The following is a 23,971-nucleotide window of genomic DNA, read 5'->3' as shown; positions in this document are numbered from 1 at the left end:
GGGTCGCATCTCCGGAAGGCCAGCCACGGTCTACTGGGAACGATGCCTTTCAGAGCGAATCTGTCTCCCTTCCAGATTGAACGGTTAAACATTTGTTGGCGATCTGGGTACGCGTCAACACTTGTAATCTTCGCCGTATTTGCCCTTGGAGCAAGGTTGCCCCCAAGCTTCACTCAAAGTGGCACTCTCAGATCAGCGAACAGAGCACAGAGCACAGATGTAACAGAAACATCAAAAATAAAATACGACTTGTCAAACTCAATATATATTAAAAACAACATCTAGTAACGACCAATCAATTTATTAACAAGTCGAAACCTGCATATAACTAGCTGAAATAAAAGATAAAAATTACACACTTCGACTTTCTCATTTATTAGTCAAAGAAAAAACCAAGATCGCGGCCCTAGTCACATTTTCCTCTCGATAAATAACACTTGCAATTCTTCAAACCTCTATTATTCTCTGGACATAACCAACACTAAAACGGTACATCAACATGGATAATGTCGAATCGATGATTCTTCAGAAAAAAGAGCCATCCAATACGAGATGTTCTCGCCTATTTTTTGCTGAGCATGATTCAGTCAGCAGAGAAGATGGGCAGTTAGTGTACTCGGTTTTTTCTACTCTCCAGCATCGCACTGTAAGTCTTGATCTCCGAGAGAAGCCCGGCGTGCAGCACTTCGCAGTCTTATGGGACAGAGATGGAGTGGACAACAGGGTATTCGAAACAATCGAGCGGGCGATCATTCAACAAGTTCTTTCGCCGGTATCAATTATTCATTACACGAAGGGCTGCTTGGCAATTGTTCTTAATCAAGACCATAACATCAAAAACTTACAAGAATTTTTTGATACCTGGCAAGATATCGCAGGCTTTGCAATATGGGAAGACTGGACGTTATCGTGCTTTGAAAGCAGAGACTTAACTAATCTTATGGAGGGGCGCATCCTTCGAGAATATGCAAAGAATATTTTATCCGCCGAGGATCTGGGTATTTTTGATTACAACTATGATATGTTTTTATATAAAGAAAGCTGGTCACAAGAGCCCATAGCTGATTCTGAACAAACTGGAGCACATTGGTCGCAGGAAAAATTGAGTTTTTCTGACAACCCCGATGAGGATGATGAAAACCCATTTTAATTTGCCTATAAATTTACACCCCCAAAGAGAGAATCTCACCTTTAAAGATCGAAACCTTGACTCCCCCCTAAATTTTTCGACTAGTGAGGTGTGAAATGAGCACGCATAAAGAAAAATTGGCTATGGCAAACAAGCTATTAAAAATCGCTATCAGCGAATGACATGAATCATCAATTCGATCACCATCCTATTATGACCACGCTGGCTTATCTTGACACAAAAACGCTTCGAAAGCTTACGCTCCGTCCTCAGGTCAAAGACGATCCTCGTAATCAATGAACATCAGTTTTACAGAATTGATCCAGCTGAGAGCGGAACTGTTCTGTGGCAACAAAGCGACGCCGATACTTTGCTTGGTCAGCTGGAACCTTCCATGGGCCCGAACACTTAGCGTACTGACTACATCTAAATCCTAGTTCCCCATCGGCAAGCGTAAAATCTTGCTTATAATGCATCCCCTTAATTTACTAATGCTATCCAATTGTTGCCGCTGACCGAAAACTGACCCAGTAAAGGCTGTTCTGCCGACTGAAAACTGACCCAGGTGTTCAACTACTTCTGCTCACTTTCCGAGCAGGAGAACACAGGGTGATCAGCATGGAAATGTTGGGGAAAATTCGGAGGATGTACTTTCGCGACAAGCTGTCGCTGCACCAGATCGCCAAGCGTACCGGGCTGTCGAGAAACACCATCCGAAAATGGGTCAGAGCACCCGAAGCCACTCAGCCAGCGTACCAGCGGGGCGCTACCTTCAACAAACTCAGTCCATTTCACGAGACGCTGGAGCAGGCGCTCAAGGCCCATTCGTTTCGGGCAAAGCACAACCACAGGAGCGCCAAGGCACTTTTCGAGCAGATCAAGGCCGAGGGTTACGACGGCGGCTACAGCCAGCTCACCGCCTTCATCCGCTCGTGGCGCGGTGAGCAAGGCAAATCTTTACGTGCCTTTCTCAGACGCTTGCCACTGAGGATGCTTAAGCAAGTCACCGAAAGCTCGGTGATTTACGCTCGGTACGGTGCACTGGTTTAGCATCCCTCAGGGCCCTATCCAGTACCAATGCAAGCTCAAATAGCCCCATCCTACGGCTGTCCGAGAAACTATAGGGCCTATGTCAAGACTCATAATGTATTGAGCATCCCTCGCTAAACTGATGATGCAAGATTCTCCCGAATCCCCTTGAGTGTTTCGACTTCTCGCACCTGAAAAGCGCGAACAAGGCTAGCTAGACGAAGGTTGATCTTGTCTTCTCGACCATAAAAAAGCCGTCGATTTTTATAGCGCTCAAATTGGCCATTGGTACGATCTGGCATCAATACAAAACGCTCTACTGCCACGCCATTTTGAATCACCTCATAGGCCTTTGGCACATCGTCAAGCAGCCCATCATGAATGAGCAGATTGCGAACCGACTCGACCTCCTGCACTTCTTCACAGGACTCGAAAAGAGATCCCCTGCGGTCATTGAGAGCCAATCGGTTCCGTTGCCCAAACAGGAATTTGGACGAGACGAGCTTGGGATAAGTCGTAAAATCTGCTCGAAGGTTTTCCGTCTCCATCGCAAGCTTGGCAAGGTAATCGAGCAGGCTGTGCATTCGGATAAATAGAAAACCGAGTATCGCGTTGAGATTCGTGACGGTGGGTGATGTGCTCCACCGGATTCCGTCCTCAAGACGAATTCCAGGCGTGAAAAAGGGATCCTGGTTGAGTATGCGATAAAATTCACCAGTGAGCTGACTCACCTCTTTTGTGCACTCCTGAATAGCCGACACCAGCATGCGACAGTCATACAGATACAAAAATCGGTTGAGCTCTGGGAGGTTCGCAAACGCCAGCAATAGCTGTTCGAACTCACTGCGTCCTATTGGCGACTCCGAGTTGAGTCCAGCCTCAACTACAAAAGGTGGGGCAATGTGCAGAATGCTGTAGTAATAGCTGATGCTCCCGAAAATTTTGGCAGCAAGCTCATCGTGTAGATCTACACACTGGCTTTCGACCTCATAAAGGCCATCGCCGGTCAACGATCGCCAACTCCCCATCGCATGTAGAAAGAAGCCCTCTCCAGCCATTCCTTCTTCGATAGCAGTCGGAACTCCATCCAGTCGAAGGACAACGGAATTACGATTCAGTAGTGCTGGCTGGACAATAGTTGTCACATCAACACCGTCAAGTTAGAAAGCACAATGGCAGGCGGAATCAAGGTTCGGGCTGAGTGAGGCCATCCTTGGCTCATTAGACATTGGCGTACTATCTGCCAAGGCAGCAGCGCAAGCTGCCTATATTCTTCAGCGCTAGCTGCCAGACTGAAAAGTCCCATCAGCAGTAGAAATGTATCAAAGCCCTTGTTCGAATCTCGGTGGCACAAGCTTCTTATCTCGCCATTCCTCTGTAAGGACTACACCAGGGATCTTGCCCCAGACAAACTCATCCGCATGGTCAAGGACGATAATTTGCAGGCGCCCGTCAGAGGCATTGACCGCTTCGGCTAAAGCCAAGAAAACCTTCCTGACAGCCTTGCGATCCTCATCATCCAGTTCGTGCTCATCCTCTTCTGTTTTTGCCGCCCGCTTCACTGGAAAATAGACTTGGCTGGGCTGATCGAATATCAAAAAGTGAGGAACCGGATGCTCCAGGTGTTTTTTGCTCATGAACAACTGCTGAAGTGCCAAAAGCATAGCCACGTGATAAGCGAGCCAGTTGGCACCGCTGCCCACTTCCCACAGAAAGTCATCGCGCCCTTCATGGCGTACTTTGACCGCAAGATCTGTAATCGAAAGCGAGATCCGAGCCTCCTTCCACTCTGCGTCCAACTGCGGAGTTATCTTGCGGCAATAGTCGCTGAGAGTATTGAGGATCTGGCGTGTTTTCTCGCGAATCTGGTCGACTGAAATTTTTGGTTCGAGGTCAGCGATTTTGGCTTCGATATCTTTGAGCTTTTCACTCAAGCTGGTATCGGCATGAGCAGCCTTATAATTTTTCACCGCCTCCTGAAGCCGTCCAAGATAACGGTCAATATCAGTCAATCGCAGAGCCTGACCTTTAGCCTGCAGATCGAGCGCTTCAATGGCTTTGATCTCTGCCCTGATGGATTCAAGCTCCTCAGCGTCGGTACGCACGGAGTTACGCAGTCGAACCAACTCGCTTTCTACCGAAGCGGAAACGACAGGGGTTTCACGGGCAAGCGTTTCGATTTCACTTAGCGCCGTACAGAGTTCATCAAGTTCCCGGGAGGCCGACAGAGAGGATCCGACGACATTGTTGCTTTCTGTACCGACCATCCCCTGAAGCCATGTCGATAGCGATAAACGCTCCTTGATAGTGTCCAGAGAATCCAGATAGGCATCTGCATCCTTTTTGACCTGCGTGAGCTCATTGAGCCTCTGCCGGCCGCGATACAGGTTGGTGGCTATGACCTCTTCACGCTTTTTGAGGCCATCGATCGTATTGACCGATGTCTGAATACCTTCAAATGTTTGGCTGGCATCACGCGAGCTTTTTTCGAGGATCGAATTAAGTTGTTCGACCGCAATGGCCCAGTTTTCGGACAGCTGCGCATCCACCGCTACCAGGCCATATTCACGCGCTTGGTAAAACCAACTGCGCGCATCAGCACGCAAGCGCGCAGAGGCGTCGAACAGTGATTTCAGCTCAGCCTGGAGTTGTTTTGATTGACGCTGAAGCTCTTTCATTTCCCACGTCGACATCAACGTCTCGGACGTCACAGCTCCCAGGATGAAGGGAAATATCTCTTTCAGTTTTTCCCGGTGCCCTGTGGTGTCTGCCTTGTAGAACAGCACGTCCGGGTTTGCCACGATGTTTTGTGGCTGGAACGTAAACGCCATCAGATCGCGAAAGCTGGGTCTAGTTTTGAAGCCATAACGGACGTCACCTTCAAAGCCCATATTTGGCAGACCAGATAACCGGTTCAGGATCTCTTTGACACCATCGCGGTTTGCATTTTTCTTGGTGATCTTGTCAGGTATCTCAACCCGCTCCCCTTCCAGTATGAACATATCATCGGTGGAACGTTGATTGCCTGGCTCAGCCCTCGCCAGAAGCTTCAACCCTTCATCTGTGTCTACAAGGATTCCGAACCAAGCGCAGGTTTTGCGGATGGTACCAACAGGGATCGCACACCTTTCAGAAGCCAGGCAGTAGTCGATGATAGGAATAACTGCCGACTTACCCGCTTTTGAAGATCCACTGATGACGTTGACAGCGCCCGGGGTGAATTCAACCTCTCGTATCTTGCCGCCGTTTTTTGGCCAAAGTACAAGTCTGAGTATTTGCAGTTTCATTAAAAGCCTATCCTTAGCGCAGCCTGGATTTCCTGAAGAGTAAGTGTGCCGCACCAAAAGCCTAATTTGCCGGCGAGCTTGGTCAACACTTTGATCTCCTGCGGGACACCAGAGGGGAAATGTTTGACGTTGCAATCGACGAGTGCATCGGTGTGCCCCATGCGAAGAAGCCCGCATTCGATGGCAATAGATACACTGGAAAGCGAGGTTTCCCTGAGCATGATCATCCGCTCCTGAATGGCCAGAAGCTCTTCTTGATCTTTCGAAAATTTTGCAGCAAAGAGCCTCATCCCTGAACTCTCGAAAGTCGCACTCAATTGGGTACGCAATGCTTCGCTGAAAATGATGGGCAGAACCAAAAAAAGAAGCGGCAGCGATGGGCAGGCTTTCGAACTGGCACGCTTGTACCCCTCGACAAATTTCCACATCAACACGGCGCCGAGCGCAGGGTTCTGCACCAGGAACACTTCATCTAAACCTTCTGGCTGATCGGTATTATCAGCTTCCATGCTCACTCGCCTTATTCAGTTATTGCCACGTGACATCGATACCAGTCAGTTGCCCGGCGATTAATCACCCAGAAGATCACGGTATTTCGGATGCCATCCAACAATTTTTTCGTTTGAATAATATTGGTAGGTACCACGTACAAAAAATTCAGGCGAGTCGACTTCGTTGAGCTTCACACTCGCATCCATACATTTCATGTACAGCAGCTTCCCTCTGTCCAACTCTAGAGCGGACGGATATTGCATTCGATTTTCCATATCCAACAGCTGCCATTTCTTTATGAGCTTTTTCTGAAATTCTGAAAATTCATTTCCGCACACAAGGCCCTTTTTTGCCCACCGAACTTTGTTAGCCTTCGCCTGGAGAAAATCGGACATCGCTTCAGTTTGGTTTTCATCCCCCATCTCTACGAGCTCTAGCTGCCTCATCATTGTGAGGGCGGTTGGACGATGCTCTTCAATCTGATCCACTGACGGCGCCGGCAAGGTGTATCGGAGTAGGTGGTTGAACGAAAATTTGTTGATAAACGTAGAGAGCCAATCGCTAAACTCTGATCGAGGAATGGCCGGATATTGTCGAGCGTCAATCAAGGCATCTGTGGTGTTTTTGACCCAGCCAATGGCTGCATGGCACGTGTCCTCCAAGAGCATCTCAGACACCGAAATCGACAGGCAGTCGTTGATGCGCCCAACCAATTCGCTGTTACCAGTTTCAAGCTCAAAACTGACGACCAGATCGACAAGTTTCGCAGGAGCGAAATTCAGGAATTTTTCAATGTAAAGCTTGCAGCCTATGGGCTGCTCTTTGGCGTATGCCAGTCGGATTTCTTCAACCACCTTCTGGACTTGGGTTTCTGTGTGCGCGAAGCTGAGATTCTCTGCAAAAGCACCGGTCTTTTTTTGAACGACATACAGCCTAAAACGTGTTTTTTTCAGGTCAATCAGACCCGATTCAATTGCATCGATCCAGTTCGAAAAAGTTTTCCAGAGCTCTTTAGACCAGTTCGCGATCGGATTAGTGACCAAGCCACTCTTTGTCTGCTCAACGATCGCTGATCCATCGGGGAGTGCCACATCCACGTCATCCAGCACTTCGAGCGCCACGACAGATCCTCGTGGCGCCTGAATCAAATGCAGGCACATTCGCGTGGACTGAATGGAGAAGCCAAGATAGGGCCCTGGAGCGCTGGATTTCACGGGGTGGTTCTGCATCCCTTGCCTCATTTCCTTTGGTTAACATTCGTCGTTTGGCCAAATACGCCGTATTTACGCTAAAACTTGGATACTGCCAGCATCGGCTCAGTGGACGTAAACATTGGATGTCATCCGTCTAAGGTGAAGCGCTACTTTCCAATGTCAGCCTGTACAGACGGATAATTCCAAATAGCCATCATGGTACTTTATCAAGTGGATGGAAAGAACCGTAAGATAATTATTGAGCCAGATCGGTGGATTACGCCGCAACGTGTTACTGCCGTTTAGTCCTGTGCGTGGGGGTAACATTGGCGCATTTTCTGTGGTAAAGGTCATCGGCGTTAGTTTATGACCGCCGACTGCGTTTGAAAGCCACCAAGGTCAATTTGCTCGTGTGCTATCGCTACATGATCAAGCCAAAATTGAGCACCACGCCTGGCATCAAGACGTTTCGGGAGTATTGTGAAAACGCCCCAGCCTCCGCCACAGTCGCAGGCTGAAAACCTAACGCGTACCGGTAGCCCACACGAGGGCCAGAAATGAATTATGTTGATTTGATTCAAGCTCAAGCCGAGCAGGTCTTTTGCAACAAAGCGAAAGCAGATGCGTGGTTGAATCAGCCAAAATCAGAATTTAGTGGTTCTACCCCAATGGAACATGCTCAAAACGAAGCCGGTTATCAGTAAGCCTGGGAAATGCTTGAGCGGATAGACCATGGGTACTCCTTCTGATCCTGGGCATTCACATCCAGCGGATTGAACACAATCGGGAATGGTTTGAGCCCCCTGTATTCTCCCAATTTGATGCGTGAGTTTCGAGCCATCGATGTGCGGGAACCATTCACAAATTACTGCAGTTATCAGCTCGTGATTGGCTACGTTAGATTGATTGTTGAGTGACTGCTCGATTCAACCGGCCATCGCAGCTGTCCGTGAGGCTTATTCGACTCGCAATAGTAATGCTTTAGCCCGGCATGCTGTTCCATCGGCATGTGAGTGTGACGGAGTACTTACTCATCCCAAAATCCCCCGGCTACATATCGTCGGTGAAACATCTCGTGATTTTCTAAATCAACCTTATGAGAATAGATTGGTGACTCGCCTGGATCGACGGGGTACGCCTCAGGCTGCATCTCTCGAAGACGAGTAAGCTCTTCAAAATTAGCCTGAGCAGTTGCACGGCGTCTGTCAATGATGGTCTGAGCGATCTCGTTGAAAAACGGATCCGGGCCATTTTCCCAAAACCATTGTTTGAGGTCGGAATAAATCTGGAGGTGCCGACGGTCAAACCCACCGATATACTCGTTGATGTCAAACGGATACCGGCCGCTCTCATATTGGTAGAGAACGAAATCCTGCAACCTGCGCGCTGTTCCGTAGGTATCGTCGAGCAGAATGTATTTGTGCAATTCGTAGGGAGACTGAATCATCGATTGGATCTCGCTGGGCTCATATCAGTCAGTGTAGCGATCACGTCCAAAAGTGTGCGTTAGGAGTTGAAAAGTATCTGCTCATGATTACGTTGCTCGCTTACGAGCCAATGCTCATCGAGTGGGCTTAGGCCGTCCAAAATGCCTGGCTCACAATCATTTTTTTCCTTTCCCACTGAGGCGGGACGAACTGGTAAAGACTGAACTCGTAAGACTCAGCCACGGGTTCGCCTGCTAATGCGAGCTGTCCTCCAAAACCCCGGACTCAACATGATTGTTTTTGATCTCAACACAAACGATGCTGAAGCCCTGCTCAGGCACGTCAAAGAATTCAAACCGAACTCGGGCGACGTGCGTGAAAACGCTCGACTGCGAGAAGCGTTGCTCGAATTGAAAGAGGCTTTGGTGTCGCATCTGGAAGACGCCAGCACTCCAGCTGCCCCCAAACCAGAGCGACGGATTTAGGTCGAAACGGGAGCTCAAGCACATCATCATTCTGGCGGGTGTATGAAGATCACGACCCCTCTCGAAGGGCAGCTTTGGCAATTGGCTGTGGCCACACTCGGCGCGCAAGGCTTGGAGCAGTTTGTGGCTGAACGGCTAAAGAGTCATGTGAGGGCACGCGCGGTGAACATGTATGGATTTCTACGCCTCGAATGGCTCGGCGCGGAGGCATTAGAAGCCCTGCGCAAGGGCCAGCGCCAGGCGGGAGCAGAGCTAGCGTTTTTTGGGGATGACCCGAGTAAAGTCGCGATACTTCACTGCCATTCCGGTCACCTCTTGCGAGGCATCGTCCAAACTTTGCCTCCGGATGTATTGCCAGAAAACTTACTTGAGTGGCGTATGCAACTCGATCTTGGGTTGTGATTTCATCCCGTAGTTCCTTGTACCTGAAGTCCTCAAACGCCTTCGTAGTTCATCCGGTTGTGGCGTCATTTGCGAGTAATGATGAACCCTCAGCGGCGTCACATTGAACTGGCCTAATGATTTTGGACACCTCAAGACGAGTATCGGAAATAAAGACGATGGAAAATTTGAACACAAAATCCTTACTCACCGCCCGCGAGGTCTACCAGGTGCTGAAGGACGTCGCGCTCGGTACACGCATCATGATGAGAGCATGCACTCAGTCTTGGAATGAAATCTACAACGGCCTTATGCCTGTTGAGATCGATGGATGGCGGCTCACACTTTTCAATGACTGTGACATCCTGGATTACTGCGAGAATTGCAAGTCGCCTGACGGGCGTGTCGGGACTCTTGAAGATTGGCAGCGTTATGGCACTGATCCCGTCGACCTACTAAGTGCTTGGGAGCGTGAGCAGCTTGAGCGCCTGCTAAATATGCTCTGACCCCATCATCTACTCGCTAGCTCGTGCTTGATGCAATCCTCGTAGTAAACCTTCTTCACGCCATTCGGCTTGAGACGAGATTCACTATCGTAGGTTTCGCTCAATGCAACCGTGGTGAAGGCCCGCCAAGGGCTTGGCGCTGATACTCGTGAACAGCAGCGAACAGCGCTTCCGCCTCGACGCGCAGCTTCTCCACTTCTCGCACGGGCTGCGTCTCTTGTGCTTCGTGGTATCGGCGTAATGCCTGCGTTGCACGCTCCATCAGCGGCTCGCCTGCCTTCATCTTGTCGCCCAGGCTCTGGTCTTCCCTGCTATTTCTATCCTTGTTCATCAAATCCACCACTTCCGATTAGTTTGCCAGCGGAGTATAGGCGTCCTTGCGCCACTATCGACCCCCATGCCAGCCTTGAATAGAGCGGAGCGATTCGAGTGCATGAAGCGCGCAGGCTATACCTGTTACGGGATAGGTTTGACGGACACCACCTCGAAATACCTGTACTTCTTATTTCTGGCCTCCCTCTTCGCCTCTTGTTCCGCGTCAAGGGTGCTCAGTGTATTCGCATCATGAATGAACACCTCTACGTCGCCTTCAAACTCCTTTGTAACGTGCAGCACCACCCTAAGCTTCGGCGAAAACGGCCTAGCAACCGAGCGGAGCTTTGGGCTAGGCTGCGGCTTTGCGACAACCTCTGGCTCAAGTATTTTCGGTGGTGACTCAGGTACGGGTTGGATTGAAGAGCCGAATAGCGCCTGGCGCATAGGTGGTCACCTGCTTCAATTCCTGGCGCTATACAGGATCAGTTTGCCGCCACTCGGAATACAGCATCTTCTCCACTTCTAGCATCGTGACGGGATAACTTTCTAATAGTTCTTTGAGGCTGTTCTGATCTAGCAGCTCTACCGAATTCAACCCGGCATGTTCATGAGCCTGACGATTAAAGAACTGATTCGTGAAGCAAACCTTTTCAAAAACCACGTTGGGGTGGCGACGCTTATAGAAGGCCTCACCTGTCACCACGTCTTTAACGGCCTCCCAGCTCAACATGGCACCGTCCGTGCCGCTGGTTTTTGCCTGCACCAACTGGCCCTTCCCTTCCCTTAGGGCCACCATATCCACGCCGTTGTCGTTGCTACCTGGAGTTCGGTAGCACGAGTAACCGCGCTTAGCCCACAGCACACCGGCTAGACATTCGAAATGCTGCCACCCCATACGCAGCGCCATGTCGAGATCGACACGCTCGTCGATACCCTCTTGATCGGCGTTCGGCACTACATCCGCTAAGTTGAAGTCGCCTGGGCTGACATCACCGGCGCCATTGAGCATGTCCTCTGCCAATCCGCGCTTGTAGGCAAGCAACTGATCTAGTTTGACATCGAAGGTCGTGAAGTCATCCGCCCGTACAACGGGGTAATACACATAGACATCTTTCTTCTGGCCGATTCGATAAGCCCGATCTGTCGCCTGATCTTCCTTTGCGGGATTCCAAGTACGGGTGTAGTGCACGACATGGTTCGCGGCCTGGATGTTCACTCCGAAGCCAACCGCCACTGGAGAGAGAATCAGCACGCCGAACCCACCTGACTCCTGGAACGCCTTGATGCGCTTTTGGCGACTATCGGCGTGCCTCGTCGATGCGCTGGTATCACCATTGATAATGTCAGGTTTGTAGCCAAATTCCGTTTCAATATAGTGCTGAAGTAGTCGCTGGATCTCTCGGAATTCGCAGAATACGATGGCCTTCTCGCCTTTGGTCTTGATGTCCAGCAACTGAGTCAGAAGCCAGTCGAGCTTCGGAGCCTTGCGGCGGTACTCGTGGGTGGGCTCCGGTTTAAAGACATTCAGACCATGTTGTCGCGGATCCGTACAGATCAGACGGAGGTAGTGCAGCAGGCCCAAGTGATTCTTAAACGGCGATGGAGATTTAGCATCGGCACGTCCCTTAAAGCTCTCCACCGCCTTGGTATAGAGGTTACGTTGCATGTCCGAGAGCCGAAGACTGCGACATTCTTCGACGATGATCTTCCTAGGCAAATCCTTAGCCACGTCAACCTTTAGCCGGCGCAGTATTTGCGGCGCAATACGGGCGCGCAGTTCATCAACACGCGCATTTTCTTCGTCGGTCTTCGCTTCAATAGGCTTGCGATACCGCTGACCAAAGTCATTCAGCGCACCGAGCAGGCCTGGCTGGACATAATCGAACAAGCACCATATGTCAGCCAGCGTGTTTTCCACCGGCGTTCCTGTGCAAGCGATCTTGAATCCAACCTGCTGTTTCTTCGCTGCTCGAGTGACCATTGCAGCAGGATTTTTGATGCGTTGGGCCTCGTCGCACACCATGAGTGACCATTTCTGCGAGGCAAATGAAAATTCAAGGTCACGAAGCGTCTCATAGGTTGTCAACACAATCTTGGCGTGGCCTACCCAGTTCGGCGTCAGAAACTTAACCAGCCCGTCTTCAGATTGCAGTCGCTGATCAACTTGAGCGCGCGGTACGCGTAACGGCGTGAGTGAGTCACCATAAGCCATCAGGACAGAAAAGGTGCCAGGCTCAAAGAACTTCTCTGCTTCTTCCTCCCAGTTCTCCAGCAACGAGACGGGTGCTACCACCAGCATCGGTTCGATACCTGGATCGCGTTCGATGAGATAAGCCATCAAGGCCAAGAGCTGGAAGGTCTTGCCAAGCCCCATATCGTCAGCCAACACCGCGCCGCGCACCTGGTACTCGGCCTGCAAGTCATACAAGTGCTGCATCCATGCCAGCCCTGCTCGCTGATGAGGAAGCAGAGAGAACTTGGCACGGATGGCTTTAGGCAACTGGGGTTGCGCAGGGACAGCTTCAAGCGCTTCGCGGCGCAATTCCTCGTAATCGAGCGACTGAATATTTGCCCTCAAGATAAGTTGCTTGTGGGCGACCTGATCAGAACTCCTGGAGGGACGACGATTTTTTCCTGGATCGAATGTACCCCCATCAAGCTCCTTGAAGACCTCCTTGAAGGTATCGGTGATCCGCTCCGCCTCCTCAAGTGGGATTGCTGTAGGTAGCCACGATGGGTGAACAGTTTCCTCACCTGCTGTCCTAGCTTTCTTGACAGCTTCCTCCAACCTTTCGATGGCCTTCCTATCGATGGGAACCGCAAACGGTTCGGTGGCACCATTCGGTAGATAGACCACAACGGGTATGACGTTTTCTGGAAACCAGCCCTCATCATCTTTTTTCTTGGCGATATAGGGCGAGTAGTACGGTTTCTCAACGCCAATGGCTTCGATGCGTGATGAGTAGCCACTGAGGTCGTGAACTTGAGCATAGGAAACAAGGATGGGTGGTGCCCGCCTTTGCTGTAAGGCGATTTTCAGTTCTTCGATATGACGCGGTGTATCGCCCTGTATCTCCAGTTCATAACCATTCCAGCTGATCAGTTGGTAGCCCAGGCTGAATGCACGATCCGCAATGTGTATGAACGAAGACAACGTATCATCATCCAGCCAATGGGTTTCAGATGAGGTGGGGCCACTTAGACTGGCGGTTTCGACAAGCAGTCCGGTACGAAGCGGATATCCCGAAGTGTCCCGCTCGAAGGTTGGCACGAACCGCTCGTAGTCGAGTCCCGCCGCCTCCCGCGCCTGCTCGAATTGGGACTCGACGATGACATCAACCGCATCGTCACCCAAGGTGGCGTAGGGATTGAGTAAAAAAGCCTGGGCACGGGAGCCTGCGACTCGCCGACCAGGCAGGCGCTTGATCTCCTGGAGGACAGTACGCACTTTGGGGGTCACAAGCACCTGTACGATGCCGTCTGGGGTAACGATGTCGTAGCGATCCCGCACATCGCGGCTGCGGTCGAACGCCTCCAACCAGCCGGGTGGCGCACCAGAAAAGCCGGGTTCTATCTCGACCACTCGATCATCGGCCACCGCATCAGAATGCCGCAGACCGATCTCCAGCTTCTCCGGCGCCAGGACAACTGAGCGATATAGGAAATCATCTAGACGCGCATTGGCGGCCAACGCCAAAGACCGAATCCGGCTCCAGGCTTGGCGGTGGGATAGATCGTCCCGCTCATCTTCAGAGCGCCTTGCGAAGCTAATCACTTCCTTGAAGAGTTGCCACTGCTCCGAGCTCATCATTTCGACCAACTCGTCACGCGACATCAACGGGCCGGTCGTTTCCCATTGAGATGCCCTCCCATCGACGGATTGCCAACCGGCGACCACCACCGAGAAGTCCCGATCAGTCAACGACTGGTTGCTTCGAAGCAATTGCCTGGCCGCAGTGCGCGGAGGCAGCATGAGCAGTTCAGACAACGCCGCATACTCGGGTCGACCGGTCGCTGTATAAAACGCGTCCCATCCGAGCAGGAAGCCATCCGCTGTATCTAGCACTAATCCGTCATCGGCAAGCTGAGTCAGGAAGCCGTTCAGCAGCGAGCTTTCGACCCGAATACTGCCTTGCCCCTCGACACGAGTAAGCACTATCCCAGCGGGTGACCAACGCCTGCTCCAGTATGCGGCGTTACTGGATTCTTTCGACTTCCTGAAGATCTTGAGCATTCGATCCCTCCTTACTTCCACCAACCCTTTCCGGCCTTGTAACGGAACCCCCAATGAGTCAGAACCCCAGAGACATGTAAGTCATCCACATCAGCCCGCACCCAAAGGCAGCCGCCTTGAAGAGTTTTGTCCTCAATATGAAAACCGTGCTCTTTTACGAACCTATCTAGCACTGTGCGGCTGTACAGCTGTGCCTCACGACTATGGGCAGTCGAGTTGGAACGGCTGGAATGAGCAATTGGCGGGGTATCCGAGACATCAGCCTCAGGTTTTATGCCGAACTCTTGCTTCATCGTTGCCTCAAACATTTGCTCCCATTTTGCCCAACCACGTATTCCGTCTTGATGCTGAAACCACAATACTCTGCGGGGCGACTTATGCTTTAGGGAATTCGGGGCGTTAATTGCTAGGCGAAGAGTTTTTGTTGAATCAAACGGCAATGATTTGCTAGCGTCGTAGCCATACAGTGCGTTCCCCATACCACTGAATTCGACTACGACCAGATTGCCCATTCTCATGATGAAAGCGTTGTTCGCACCCGATGCATCCAGATCGCAGATGAGCCCCTTCATTTTGTCGCGTAGCATAACGAAGTCCCTCTCACGTGAACTCCTAGCAGTCGAACCTAGTGCAAACTCGATATGCTGCATTGCATTGACGTAGCGCTTCCAGAACTCCATGCGCCGGCGATCCCCAAGTCCATCCTCGGCAAGTTTCGTGAAGAACGCCTCGATGAATTCAAGCTTGAGCCAATTGGCGACCATCGTTCGCGCTGCGGGAACGACAGCACCCCAGCGTGTCTCGTTCGAAGGCAGCCATGGATTGCCCCACCACTGAACCGAAGCCTCCCGAAGACCCTGATGCAGTTGCGCTCCCGGAACATTCACATAGCGATCCAGGATCAAGGCGATACCTCTATCGCGTAGCACCACATTTTTGGCCAACAATTCCAGAAGGCGCGGCATAAGCTCCTTGAACTGCTCGTGACCAAGCTGAGTCGCCCCACGCACCTGTGCGAGTACAAGCTCTCGAAGAAACCAAGAAGCTTTGCCGATTCCGAGTTGTTCGCATAGGTGGTCTATCGAACCAGCATCGCCCCTCAACAGTGCTTCAACGTAGGGCTCGCAAGGGCTTTCGCCAAATAGCTGTCGATTTCCAATTGCCGTTTCGACCCACTCAGGGTTGATCTGAGCATCGCGAATCAAGTTATTTCGGTCACGCAGGTAATCGCGAAGAATTTTCCAGTTATTGCGTCCAGCGGGTGGAACCGAGTCTGACAGAGCGTCGTAGGTGAAGTAGCTCTTAACCAGTCCCTGGTAGCAGCGGCGGTACGCTGGAGGCTTGAAATTACAGCTATCCAAGCTATCTAGAAACTGGTGGAATCGAGGGCGATCTTCGAGTACACACGGCTCCATCGGATGGTGTGGCAGACATAACCCCCATGAGAGCAAATAGGCGTCCCGGAAAGAAGGCACTTCCTTACTGTCCCAGAAGCGACGCACTGCTTCGAGCTGATGATCCTCCGAGACCGACCTTGTAGTTTTCGACTTCGCACGGGAAGCCATCTCCTCTAGGACATCATCCATTCCAGAGAAGGCCAGCATCGGCTTGGCACCTTCTTGGGTGCCAACCTGCAATAGCGCTACCAGATGATCGAGCTTGCTCATCGCAATGCACATTCCCCGAAGTTTTCGGAAGCAGCACCAGCACCGGCACGTTGTTCGCCAATACCTAGAAACTCGATGCGCATCTCAACACGGCGGCTCTCTTCGTCACTGTCCTTGCCTGCATTGTATGAATAGCCGCCAACAAGAAACAGACTGCGTACATCCAGCTTCTGTGTATTACTCAGTAAGTTGGGGCCTGAATTTGTGAACATCGTGCAGAGCACGCGCTGGCTACGCTGTAGGCTCAGATTGAGGTTGCTAAGGTATGAGCCCTTCTTATCGGTATATCCTTCCACCACTACTCGCTTGAGCACACGCTTTCCGAGCTCGTCATTTGCAAGGGTCAGGATCTCAGGAACGAACTGACGCAAGACGCTTTCCTGATCCACTGACAAGTTGGACTTACCGAATGCGAAGCGAGCCCGGTCACCGAAGTCGATTACCCGCCGCTCCTTGTCGATCTTTATTCCGTCATAGCGTTTGGCCGCTTCGGTGAAACGCTCCAGGATGAGTTCGATATCCTGGCGATGCAATTCTTCCTGTTTCTCGCGCTCGGTGACGTTTTTGGTGACGGCCAGTAACGCCACCCCCATCACGACGAGGAACAAAACCATGAGCGCAGTCATCAGATCGGCAAACGAAATCCAAAATGGTTTCTCTGCCTCGTCTTTCCCCCCGCGTTTAATGACAATCTTGGCACCGAGCATCGCTTACCTCCTAACCGATGTCAGACTGTCCATTGATGCGAGAGTCAACTCAAGCTCTACAAGCGTTCCCGACAACATGCCCACCGCAGCAGAGAGTTTGGTGTGGAACTCGTGGTTCGCCTTGTCCAGCGTGCGTTTGACCTCCGTAGAGAACGATGCGTGAGCATCACCGAGCACACGACTGACTCCATCGAGATATTCATCCGCCTGCTTCTGGGCTAAAGCCAGCCGGTTCGCAGACCCCTCGATGCGATTGAGAATGTCGGCGGTTAATGTCGCTTCCTTACGAGCGACTTCGACCGTGGCGCGTAGTTCGGTGAGCATCGATACCACCGCTTCACGCTGCGCCCGGTAGTCGCGCAGCAGTTCTTGCATCGTCGAAGCACCGGCGTTGAGGGAGTTCGAGGTTTCCGACAGCTTCACGGAAACGTCAGCGGCATGTTCCATGACACCGGCGACACGTTCACCCGCTAATGCAAAATCCTTCGAGGCAGCGCCAAGTAGCTCAGCACTGGTTTCCATCTTGCCGATGGAGCTACTAGTCGCCTGAGTCAGAGCGGCCACATTCTGCGCCATATGGGTCGATGCCACGCTCATCTCCTTGATGGCGACCTCGACCGACGCCGACATCCCATCAACGGCACTTTGTGCACGTTCGGCCATGGATTGCTCGCGAGCCCGATTGCCTTCGAACACATGCTCTTGAGTTTCGCTCAGCGTTGCGAGCATACCGGCAACTTGTGTGCCTATGGTTTCTAAAGTGGTCTGAAGTTTCTGGCTGGTTTCGGACTGAGAGGTAGAGACCAATTGGCGGATTTGCTCGACGAATTCGGCAGACTGTTCATTCATCGCGTCCTGCCGAACCTCCATCTTCTCGATGGCTTGCGCCATACGATCTGCCATAGAGTCCGTTGATCGGCGACTGGACTCCTCAATGTTTTCAACTAGTGACTTCAGCGTAACGACCGCATCCTGAATGCTTCGAGCCGTTTGCTGGTTTAAGTCGCTCAGTCCTGAGATCTGTCCACCGAACAGGTCGTTCAGGCGTTGGCTGAAGCTCGTCATCACATCTTGTAGCATCCGTGCCGCCGTTGCGCTCTGATCTCCGCTGGCGGATTTCACGGTCTCGGCAATATCCTGCAGCGGGCCTCTCAAACTCTGTTGAATGCCTTCTACAATGGTAGCGCCCAGAGCCTCGTTGTCCCGCCGTGACGCTTCCGTGAGTCGGTCAACCAGTAGTGTTTGTTGCTCCTTCGACGACGCGATCTGAGCGTTGGTAAGCTCTCGCAGTAACTCGCCCAATTCCGTGACCAAAGCATCTTTTAGAATTTTGGATTGGCTGGCAGAGTCTTCCGACGCTTTGACCAGTCTGGAAAGGTATTCTTCCCCCGCACCAGAGTCGAAACGGGCATCGATGTCATGCGAGATTTCTTCAGTGCGGCGGTACAGAGATGCAAGGAGGAGCTTCTCAAGCAACGTCACCAGCATGGCCGCAGTAATTGCTGCAGCGGAGATCAGGAACGCCTCGCCAACAAGATGCATCAGCGTCTCAAGGCTGGAGCGAACCGTCGCTGCGTTCTCGCTCACTTGGAACTGCCGTAGCCCTTCGATCAAACCAGAGAATGTTCCAATAATTCCGATACCAGTGAATAACCCCGGCAGGTGTTTAAAGAACTCAGATCGCAGGCGGCTATCTACAACGAACTGACTGTTGAAGAAGAGCTCCGCCGGCACAGTAGCTCTCACTGCAGAGACAACGGCCTGACCGTCGCGGTCTTCGTGTTGGAAATGAAGGGAGTCCTGATATTCCTTCCACAGATGGGATAACCGCTTATCCCCCGCGAACACCTTCTTGAACTCGGCAGCGCTGTTTTGAGATGAAAACTTCGCTATACGCCGCTGTATTCGTAATAATCGAAACCAATGCAGCACCCCAGGAACCAGAAAAAAGAGGATGAATGCGACGACAAGAATGACCAGGATGGAGGCCACAATGAGCAAAAATGTTGGCGCGGATCCAATCAGCGCTTGGATGTTCACTAGGACTTCTCTCCATGATGGCTTTCGACCTTAGGCTCGGTAGGAGCCTCCGTCCCATGCTCCTTGCAATACACAAAGGGCAATATTTCAAGCGTGTTTGCAAGAGGCAGCCGCTCACGGGCCGCCGCCTCTTCGAGCAGGTGCTTAAAGCGTGGGAATACTCTGAAACTGACAGAGCCCCCCTTTCCCTCAAACATGGCCGTTTGCTTTACAAATGTATAGCTCTTTGAATCGCCTCTGGTTTTGTAGACACATCTGAAGAGCTTCTTTGGGCCGTTTTCTGCCTGTGGCGACTGAAAGAGAAAGATCTAAACAAAGCTGAGGCCGTTGAGGACTGAAGAGTTCGCGCGCCACAATCGACCGACACAGGGGCTAAATCCCGGAAGCTTGCCTCCTATCTAGAGGGCATCCAGTTAAGCCAGCATGGGATCACCAATCAGGCTCTGGCTCTGTACCCAAATGAATCGACATAACCAGCGCACGGCGGTAATGCAGAGGGGTAGCATTCAACTCTAGGGAAAGAAGTCGGTCGGCCACACCGGCCAAGGTATCCATCCGCTCGCGGGGCACTGCTATATACGCAACCAACCGTGTCCCGCTCGCGGTCATAGACCCTATTCCTTTTGGGAGGGCCATGTCCTGCATCAATCGAGGATCTGCGTAGAGCTGGCACTCTACCTCTGGGTATTTGAAGCTCTCCGGGTAGAGCACTTCGCCCCTCAACGTCAGGATCAGATGTTCATGATAATGACCTTCGTTAGCCCTCAAATTATTGGCCAGGGCTAGGCTGAGCGACCACGTAAAATCCCACCCCGAAAGCTTGATTTGATAGTGGGTTCGTTGCGTTTCGAGCCTCGGGCGGCCTCGTCGAGCTTTGGATTTCTGCTGGGCTGTATGGGGCATCGTGACCTCCATCTGACAGAAGGCCAGCAGTGTGGACAGGATCCCGGCTGACCTCAAATCCTACGATTATAGTAGCGAGGGTAAAAGCTCTGCTCTCAACTCTTGAAGGGGCAAGCGGACACCTTATGATGGTTGCGCCAGATCTCCCACATCACGACAATGCAAGATATCACCGAGCGCGCGGAAGGCAGCATGGAGCAGCAGTATCAACTGGGGCATTGGCTACCTAGGTCACCACAGCGACGCACTCATGGGTTTCCCGGGGTTCTGCATGAAGCACGCAAAGCAGCTTCTTGCTCTATGCCGCACGCACCAACGAGCCAAAGTTGTAGTCAACTCTCAGGTTTCCAAGTCAATAGTGCATATTTCGCATCAATCGACACACAGCCTTTGCAGGCCGTTCGCGCAACCGATCAGGTGCAATACCTAGTCGTATGGTCACCTCATTCCTACCCATTTGCTCAGGCAGTAACGCACCTCATGGCCATCAAAAAATCTGAACTCTATTCGTCCCTGTGGAAATCCTGCGACGAGTTGCGTGGCGGTATGGATGCTTCGCAGTACAAGGATTACGTCCTAGTGCTGTTGTTCGTGAAGTACGTATCCGACAAGTACGCCGGCAAAAACGCCATGCTTGAAGTGCCGGTCGGCGGTGGTTTTGCCGACATGGTCGCGCTCAAAGGCGACAAGGAGATTGGCGACAAGCTCAACATCATCATTCGCACCCTTGCCGAGGCCAACGGCCTGACCGGCGTGATTGATGTGGCCGACTTCAACGATGCCGAGAAGCTTGGCAAAGGCAAAGAGATGGTGGATCGGCTGTCCAACCTGGTCAGCATTTTCGATTCCCCCGGCCTCAACTTCAAAGACAACCGCGCTCAGGGGGACGACATCCTCGGCGATGCTTACGAATACCTGATGCGCCACTTCGCCACAGAGTCGGGCAAAAGTAAGGGCCAGTTCTACACCCCGGCAGAAGTCTCACGGATCATGGCCAAGGTCATCGGTATTAATGCCGCCACCGACAGCACCCAGACCATTTATGACCCGGCCTGCGGCTCTGGCTCGCTGTTGCTGAAAGCCCACGACGAAGCCAAGCACGCCACCAATCTCGACCTGAGCATCTACGGCCAGGAAATGGACAACGCCACCAGCGCCTTGGCCAAGATGAACATGATCTTGCACAGCTGCGAGACAGCCACCATCTGGAAGGACAACAGCCTCTCTGCTCCTTACTTCACCGAGGCCCATGGCCCGTTCAAAGGCAACCTCAAGCGTTTTGACTTTGTCGTCGCCAACCCGCCGTTTTCGACCAAGGCTTGGAGCAACGGCTTCAACCCGGCAGAGGATGAGTTTGAGCGCTTCGGCTTTGGCATCCCTCCGGAGAAAAATGGGGATTACGCCTTCTTGCTGCACATCCTCACCTCGCTTAAACACGCCGGTAAAGGCGCGGTGATTCTGCCCCACGGTGTGCTGTTCCGTGGTGGTGCCGAGGGCACTATTCGCCAGCGCATCCTCCAGCAGGGCTTTATCAAGGGCATCATCGGCCTACCGGCCAACCTGTTTTACGGCACCGGCATCCCGGCCTGCATCATCGTGCTGAATAAAGAGCAAGCCCACAGCCGCAAAGGCATCTTTATGCTGGATGCCAGTAAAGGTTTTATTAAAGACGGGAACAAAAACCGCCTGCGCGAGCAAGACATTCACAAGATTGTCGACACCTTCACCCAGCAGCACGAAGTGGCTAAATACGCTCGCCTAGTGCCGCTGGCCGAGATTGCTGCCAACGACTACAACCTCAACATCCCGCGCTATATCGACGCCAGCGCTGCCGAAGACCTGCAAGACATTGCCGCCCACCTGCAAGGCGGCATCCCCAACTGCGACATCGACGCTTTGGCCGCCTATTGGCAGGTTATCCCAGCGGTGCGCACTAGCTTGTTTGCCCCGGCACGGGCCGGCTACAGCCAGCTGCAAGTGGCTATTGGCGAGATCAAGCCGACCATCTTTGGCCACCCAGAATTCACCACTTTCAACCAGACCATCACCGAGCTGTTCGAAGGCTGGAAAACTCGCAATCGTCCGAATCTGCACGCCATCGCAATTGGCGACAAACCCAAGGCTTTGATCGACAGCCTGGCCGAAGACCTGCTCGCCAGCTTCGCCCAAGCCCCGTTGCTGGATGCTTACGACGTGTACCAGCACCTGCTCGATTACTGGGCTACAGCCATGCAGGACGATCTCTATCAGCTGGTCAGTGACGGCTGGCAGGCGCTGATTGTTGATGGTGCCAACCAAGGCCAACCGAACACCGATTTGCTGCCGCCAGAGCTGCTGATCAAGCGCTACTTCGCAACTGACGCCGCAGCAATCGAACAGCTGGAAGCTGCCCGCGACACCTTTAGCCGCCAGTTAGAAGAGCTGGACGAAGAGCAAGGCGGCGAAGACGGCCTGTTAGCCGAGGGTAAAACCGACAAAGGCAAACTCAGCGCCAAAAGCGTGAAAGACCGCATCAAGGCGATCAAGAACGACCTGGCTGCCGCCGATGAACGCGCTGCCCTTGAGCACTACCTCGCCGTACTGGAACAAGAATCCGCTGCAGGTAAAAAGGTCAAAGATGCGCAAAAGGCCCTCGATGTAGAAGTCGCCAAGCAATATACCCAACTCAGCGAAGCAGATATCAAAGGCTTGGTGATTGAAGACAAATGGCTGGCGACCTTGGCCGTGGATGTACAGACCGAACTGGATCGCGTCTCCCAAGCCTTGACCTCGCGCATTCGCCAACTGGCCGAGCGCTATGCCACGCCTTTGCCGAAATTGACCATCGAAGTCGAGGCGCTGGCATCCAAGGTGAGTGCGCATCTAGCCAAGATGGGCTTTGCGTTATGAATGCGAAAATGAGGCCAGAGTACAAGCTGACTGAAGTGGGGGTGATTCCGGAGGATTGGGATGTCGCCACAATTTCCGAGACAATGAAGTTAATAAATGGCTGCGTGTTTAAACCTTCGGAGTGGTCAAATTTTGGGCTGCCAATCATACGCATTCAAAATCTTAATGATGCCGACGCGAGCTTCAACTACTTTCCCGGCTTAATTAACGAACGGAATCGAGTAGTAGAGGGTGATCTTTTATTTGCATGGTCAGGCACGCTTGGCTCGTCGTTTGGCGCAAGAACTTGGTCGGGGCCTGAAGGCGTTTTAAATCAACATATATTCAAAGTAATTCCCGATCGAAAAAAACTGACTGCCGAATTCGCCTATATTGTGTTTTCACGCATTGAGGAGGATATAGCTAAGAAAGCGCATGGTTTTAAGTCTTCATTTGTCCATGTAAAAAAATCTGACTTAGACTCAACATTTCTGCCAGTACCCAGTATTGATGAGCAGCGCGCCATCGCCGCTGCCTTGTCCGATATGGACGCCCTGATCAGCGGCCTAGATAAACTGATCGTCAAAAAGCTCGACATCAAACAAGCCACCATGCAACAACTCCTCACCGGCCAACAACGCCTGCCGGGGTTTAGTGGGGAGTGGGAGATAAAGACGTTATTCGAGATAGCCGAGAGAAAAAAAGAACTTTTTGATGACGGCGATTGGATTGAGTCAGAGCACATCACAAATCAGGGTGTCCGCTTGATACAGACTGGGAACATTGGGATTGGTAAATTCGTTGAGAAAGATGTCAGAAGGTACATTTATGAAAACTCTTTCACGTCACTACGATGTAAAGAGCTACGACGTGGGGATTTGCTTTTATGTCGGTTAGCTGACCCCGCAGGCAGGGCTTGCGTACTGCCGGACATCGGTGAAGAAAAAATTGTGACTGCCGTTGACGTCACAATTTTCCGACCAGCGATGGATACTGCTGATCGAGTCTTTCTTTCGAATCTGTTTTCAACTCCTGAATGGTTTCGAGCAGTTAGTGATCGAAGCGGTGGAACCACTCATAAGCGTATATCTCGCGGTGCGCTTGGACGAATTTCCATAAAAATTCCTCCAGTTCAAGAACAAACTGCAATCGGCACCATCCTCTCCGACATGGACAGTGAACTAGCTACCCTCGATACCCGTCGCGACAAAGCCCGCCAAATAAAACAGGGCATGATGCAGGAATTGCTAACCGGAAGGATAAGATTGATATAGCGAAATAACTATTTTGTTCGCTGCTCAATTAGTA

At 51.9% G+C, this 23,971-nt stretch carries 19 protein-coding genes and 1 pseudogene; 8 read left to right on the top strand and 12 right to left on the bottom strand.

Going from position 1 to position 23,971, the window contains the following annotated elements:
• Positions 1-499 precede the first annotated feature (499 nt).
• Both F8N21_RS13805 and F8N21_RS13800 read left to right on the top strand, forming a co-directional pair.
• The gene (locus F8N21_RS13805) at positions 500-1,150 is read left to right on the top strand and encodes a hypothetical protein (protein ID WP_150642670.1); all 651 of its coding nucleotides are present in this window, start codon (positions 500-502) and stop codon (positions 1,148-1,150) included.
• 597 nt (positions 1,151-1,747) lie between these two features.
• A pseudogene (locus tag F8N21_RS13800) lies at positions 1,748-2,101 on the top strand (helix-turn-helix domain-containing protein); the annotation flags it as partial.
• A 191-nt stretch (positions 2,102-2,292) separates the two neighbouring features.
• On the opposite strand, the gene F8N21_RS13795 reads toward F8N21_RS13800, so the two are convergent.
• The 4 genes from F8N21_RS13795 to F8N21_RS13785 form a co-directional block, all read right to left on the bottom strand.
• Positions 2,293-3,303 (bottom strand): hypothetical protein, encoded by a 1,011-nt coding sequence (locus F8N21_RS13795; RefSeq protein WP_150642669.1) that lies wholly within the window; start codon positions 3,301-3,303, stop codon positions 2,293-2,295.
• A 177-nt stretch (positions 3,304-3,480) separates the two neighbouring features.
• On the bottom strand, positions 3,481-5,445 hold the full coding sequence (locus F8N21_RS13790) for a DUF3732 domain-containing protein (RefSeq protein WP_191624321.1): 1,965 nt from the start codon (positions 5,443-5,445) through the stop codon (positions 3,481-3,483).
• On the bottom strand, positions 5,445-5,954 hold the full coding sequence (locus F8N21_RS30470) for a three component ABC system middle component (RefSeq protein ID WP_191624320.1): 510 nt from the start codon (positions 5,952-5,954) through the stop codon (positions 5,445-5,447). Before F8N21_RS30470 ends, F8N21_RS13790 begins: the two co-directional genes overlap by 1 nt.
• Before the next feature lie 60 nt (positions 5,955-6,014).
• Positions 6,015-7,058, bottom strand: a complete 1,044-nt coding sequence (locus F8N21_RS13785; protein ID WP_150642667.1) for an ABC-three component system protein — start codon at positions 7,056-7,058, stop codon at positions 6,015-6,017.
• Between the two features lie 629 nt (positions 7,059-7,687).
• Between F8N21_RS13785 and F8N21_RS13780 the strand changes: the two genes are divergently transcribed.
• Entirely contained in the window at positions 7,688-7,834 is a 147-nt protein-coding gene (locus tag F8N21_RS13780; protein WP_150642666.1) for an antitoxin Xre/MbcA/ParS toxin-binding domain-containing protein, read from the top strand.
• 323 nt (positions 7,835-8,157) lie between these two features.
• Here F8N21_RS13780 and F8N21_RS13775 read toward each other — a convergent pair whose 3' ends face one another.
• Positions 8,158-8,577, bottom strand: a complete 420-nt coding sequence (locus F8N21_RS13775; RefSeq protein ID WP_150642665.1) for a hypothetical protein — start codon at positions 8,575-8,577, stop codon at positions 8,158-8,160.
• 270 nt (positions 8,578-8,847) lie between these two features.
• Between F8N21_RS13775 and F8N21_RS13770 the strand changes: the two genes are divergently transcribed.
• The 3 genes from F8N21_RS13770 to F8N21_RS13760 all read left to right on the top strand — a co-directional run bounded on the left by F8N21_RS13770 (position 8,848) and on the right by F8N21_RS13760 (position 9,929).
• Positions 8,848-9,042, top strand: a complete 195-nt coding sequence (locus F8N21_RS13770; protein ID WP_150642664.1) for a hypothetical protein — start codon at positions 8,848-8,850, stop codon at positions 9,040-9,042.
• Positions 9,043-9,084: 42 nt separating this feature from the next.
• Positions 9,085-9,444: a hypothetical protein gene (locus tag F8N21_RS13765; RefSeq protein ID WP_150642663.1), complete on the top strand. Its 360-nt coding sequence runs from the start codon at positions 9,085-9,087 to the stop codon at positions 9,442-9,444.
• Positions 9,445-9,602: 158 nt separating this feature from the next.
• Positions 9,603-9,929 (top strand): hypothetical protein, encoded by a 327-nt coding sequence (locus tag F8N21_RS13760; protein ID WP_412071643.1) that lies wholly within the window; start codon positions 9,603-9,605, stop codon positions 9,927-9,929.
• Positions 9,930-10,029: 100 nt separating this feature from the next.
• On the opposite strand, the gene F8N21_RS13755 is transcribed toward F8N21_RS13760, so the two are convergent.
• From F8N21_RS13755 to F8N21_RS13720, 7 genes are all read right to left on the bottom strand, one after another.
• The gene (locus F8N21_RS13755) at positions 10,030-10,260 is read right to left on the bottom strand and encodes a hypothetical protein (protein ID WP_150642662.1); all 231 of its coding nucleotides are present in this window, start codon (positions 10,258-10,260) and stop codon (positions 10,030-10,032) included.
• A 125-nt stretch (positions 10,261-10,385) separates the two neighbouring features.
• Positions 10,386-10,688, bottom strand: a complete 303-nt coding sequence (locus tag F8N21_RS13750) for a hypothetical protein (RefSeq protein ID WP_150642661.1) — start codon at positions 10,686-10,688, stop codon at positions 10,386-10,388.
• Positions 10,689-10,716: 28 nt separating this feature from the next.
• Positions 10,717-14,478 (bottom strand): SNF2-related protein, encoded by a 3,762-nt coding sequence (locus tag F8N21_RS13745; RefSeq protein ID WP_150642660.1) that lies wholly within the window; start codon positions 14,476-14,478, stop codon positions 10,717-10,719.
• Positions 14,479-14,489: 11 nt separating this feature from the next.
• Positions 14,490-16,145, bottom strand: coding sequence for an EH signature domain-containing protein (locus F8N21_RS13740; RefSeq protein WP_191624319.1), 1,656 nt, complete (start codon positions 16,143-16,145; stop codon positions 14,490-14,492).
• A complete protein-coding gene (locus F8N21_RS13735; protein WP_150642658.1) occupies positions 16,142-16,852 on the bottom strand; it encodes a flagellar motor protein MotB in 711 nt (236 codons plus the stop codon). The genes F8N21_RS13740 and F8N21_RS13735 overlap by 4 nt, the downstream gene beginning before the upstream one ends.
• Before the next feature lie 3 nt (positions 16,853-16,855).
• Entirely contained in the window at positions 16,856-18,892 is a 2,037-nt protein-coding gene (zorA, locus tag F8N21_RS13730; protein ID WP_150642657.1) for an anti-phage ZorAB system protein ZorA, read from the bottom strand.
• 429 nt (positions 18,893-19,321) lie between these two features.
• The gene (locus F8N21_RS13720) at positions 19,322-19,795 is read right to left on the bottom strand and encodes a hypothetical protein (protein WP_150642655.1); all 474 of its coding nucleotides are present in this window, start codon (positions 19,793-19,795) and stop codon (positions 19,322-19,324) included.
• A gap of 480 nt (positions 19,796-20,275) precedes the next feature.
• On the opposite strand from F8N21_RS13720, the gene F8N21_RS13715 reads away from it, so the two are divergent.
• Both F8N21_RS13715 and F8N21_RS13710 read left to right on the top strand, forming a co-directional pair.
• Positions 20,276-22,684, top strand: coding sequence for a type I restriction-modification system subunit M (locus F8N21_RS13715; protein WP_150642654.1), 2,409 nt, complete (start codon positions 20,276-20,278; stop codon positions 22,682-22,684).
• Entirely contained in the window at positions 22,681-23,937 is a 1,257-nt protein-coding gene (locus F8N21_RS13710; protein WP_150642653.1) for a restriction endonuclease subunit S, read from the top strand. The genes F8N21_RS13715 and F8N21_RS13710 overlap by 4 nt, the downstream gene beginning before the upstream one ends.
• Positions 23,938-23,971: the final 34 nt, after the last annotated feature.

This window comes from Pseudomonas fluorescens, assembly GCF_902497895.1.
Classification (GTDB): domain Bacteria; phylum Pseudomonadota; class Gammaproteobacteria; order Pseudomonadales; family Pseudomonadaceae; genus Aquipseudomonas; species Aquipseudomonas fluorescens_BP.
This window is presented reverse-complemented; position numbering and strand designations above follow the sequence as displayed.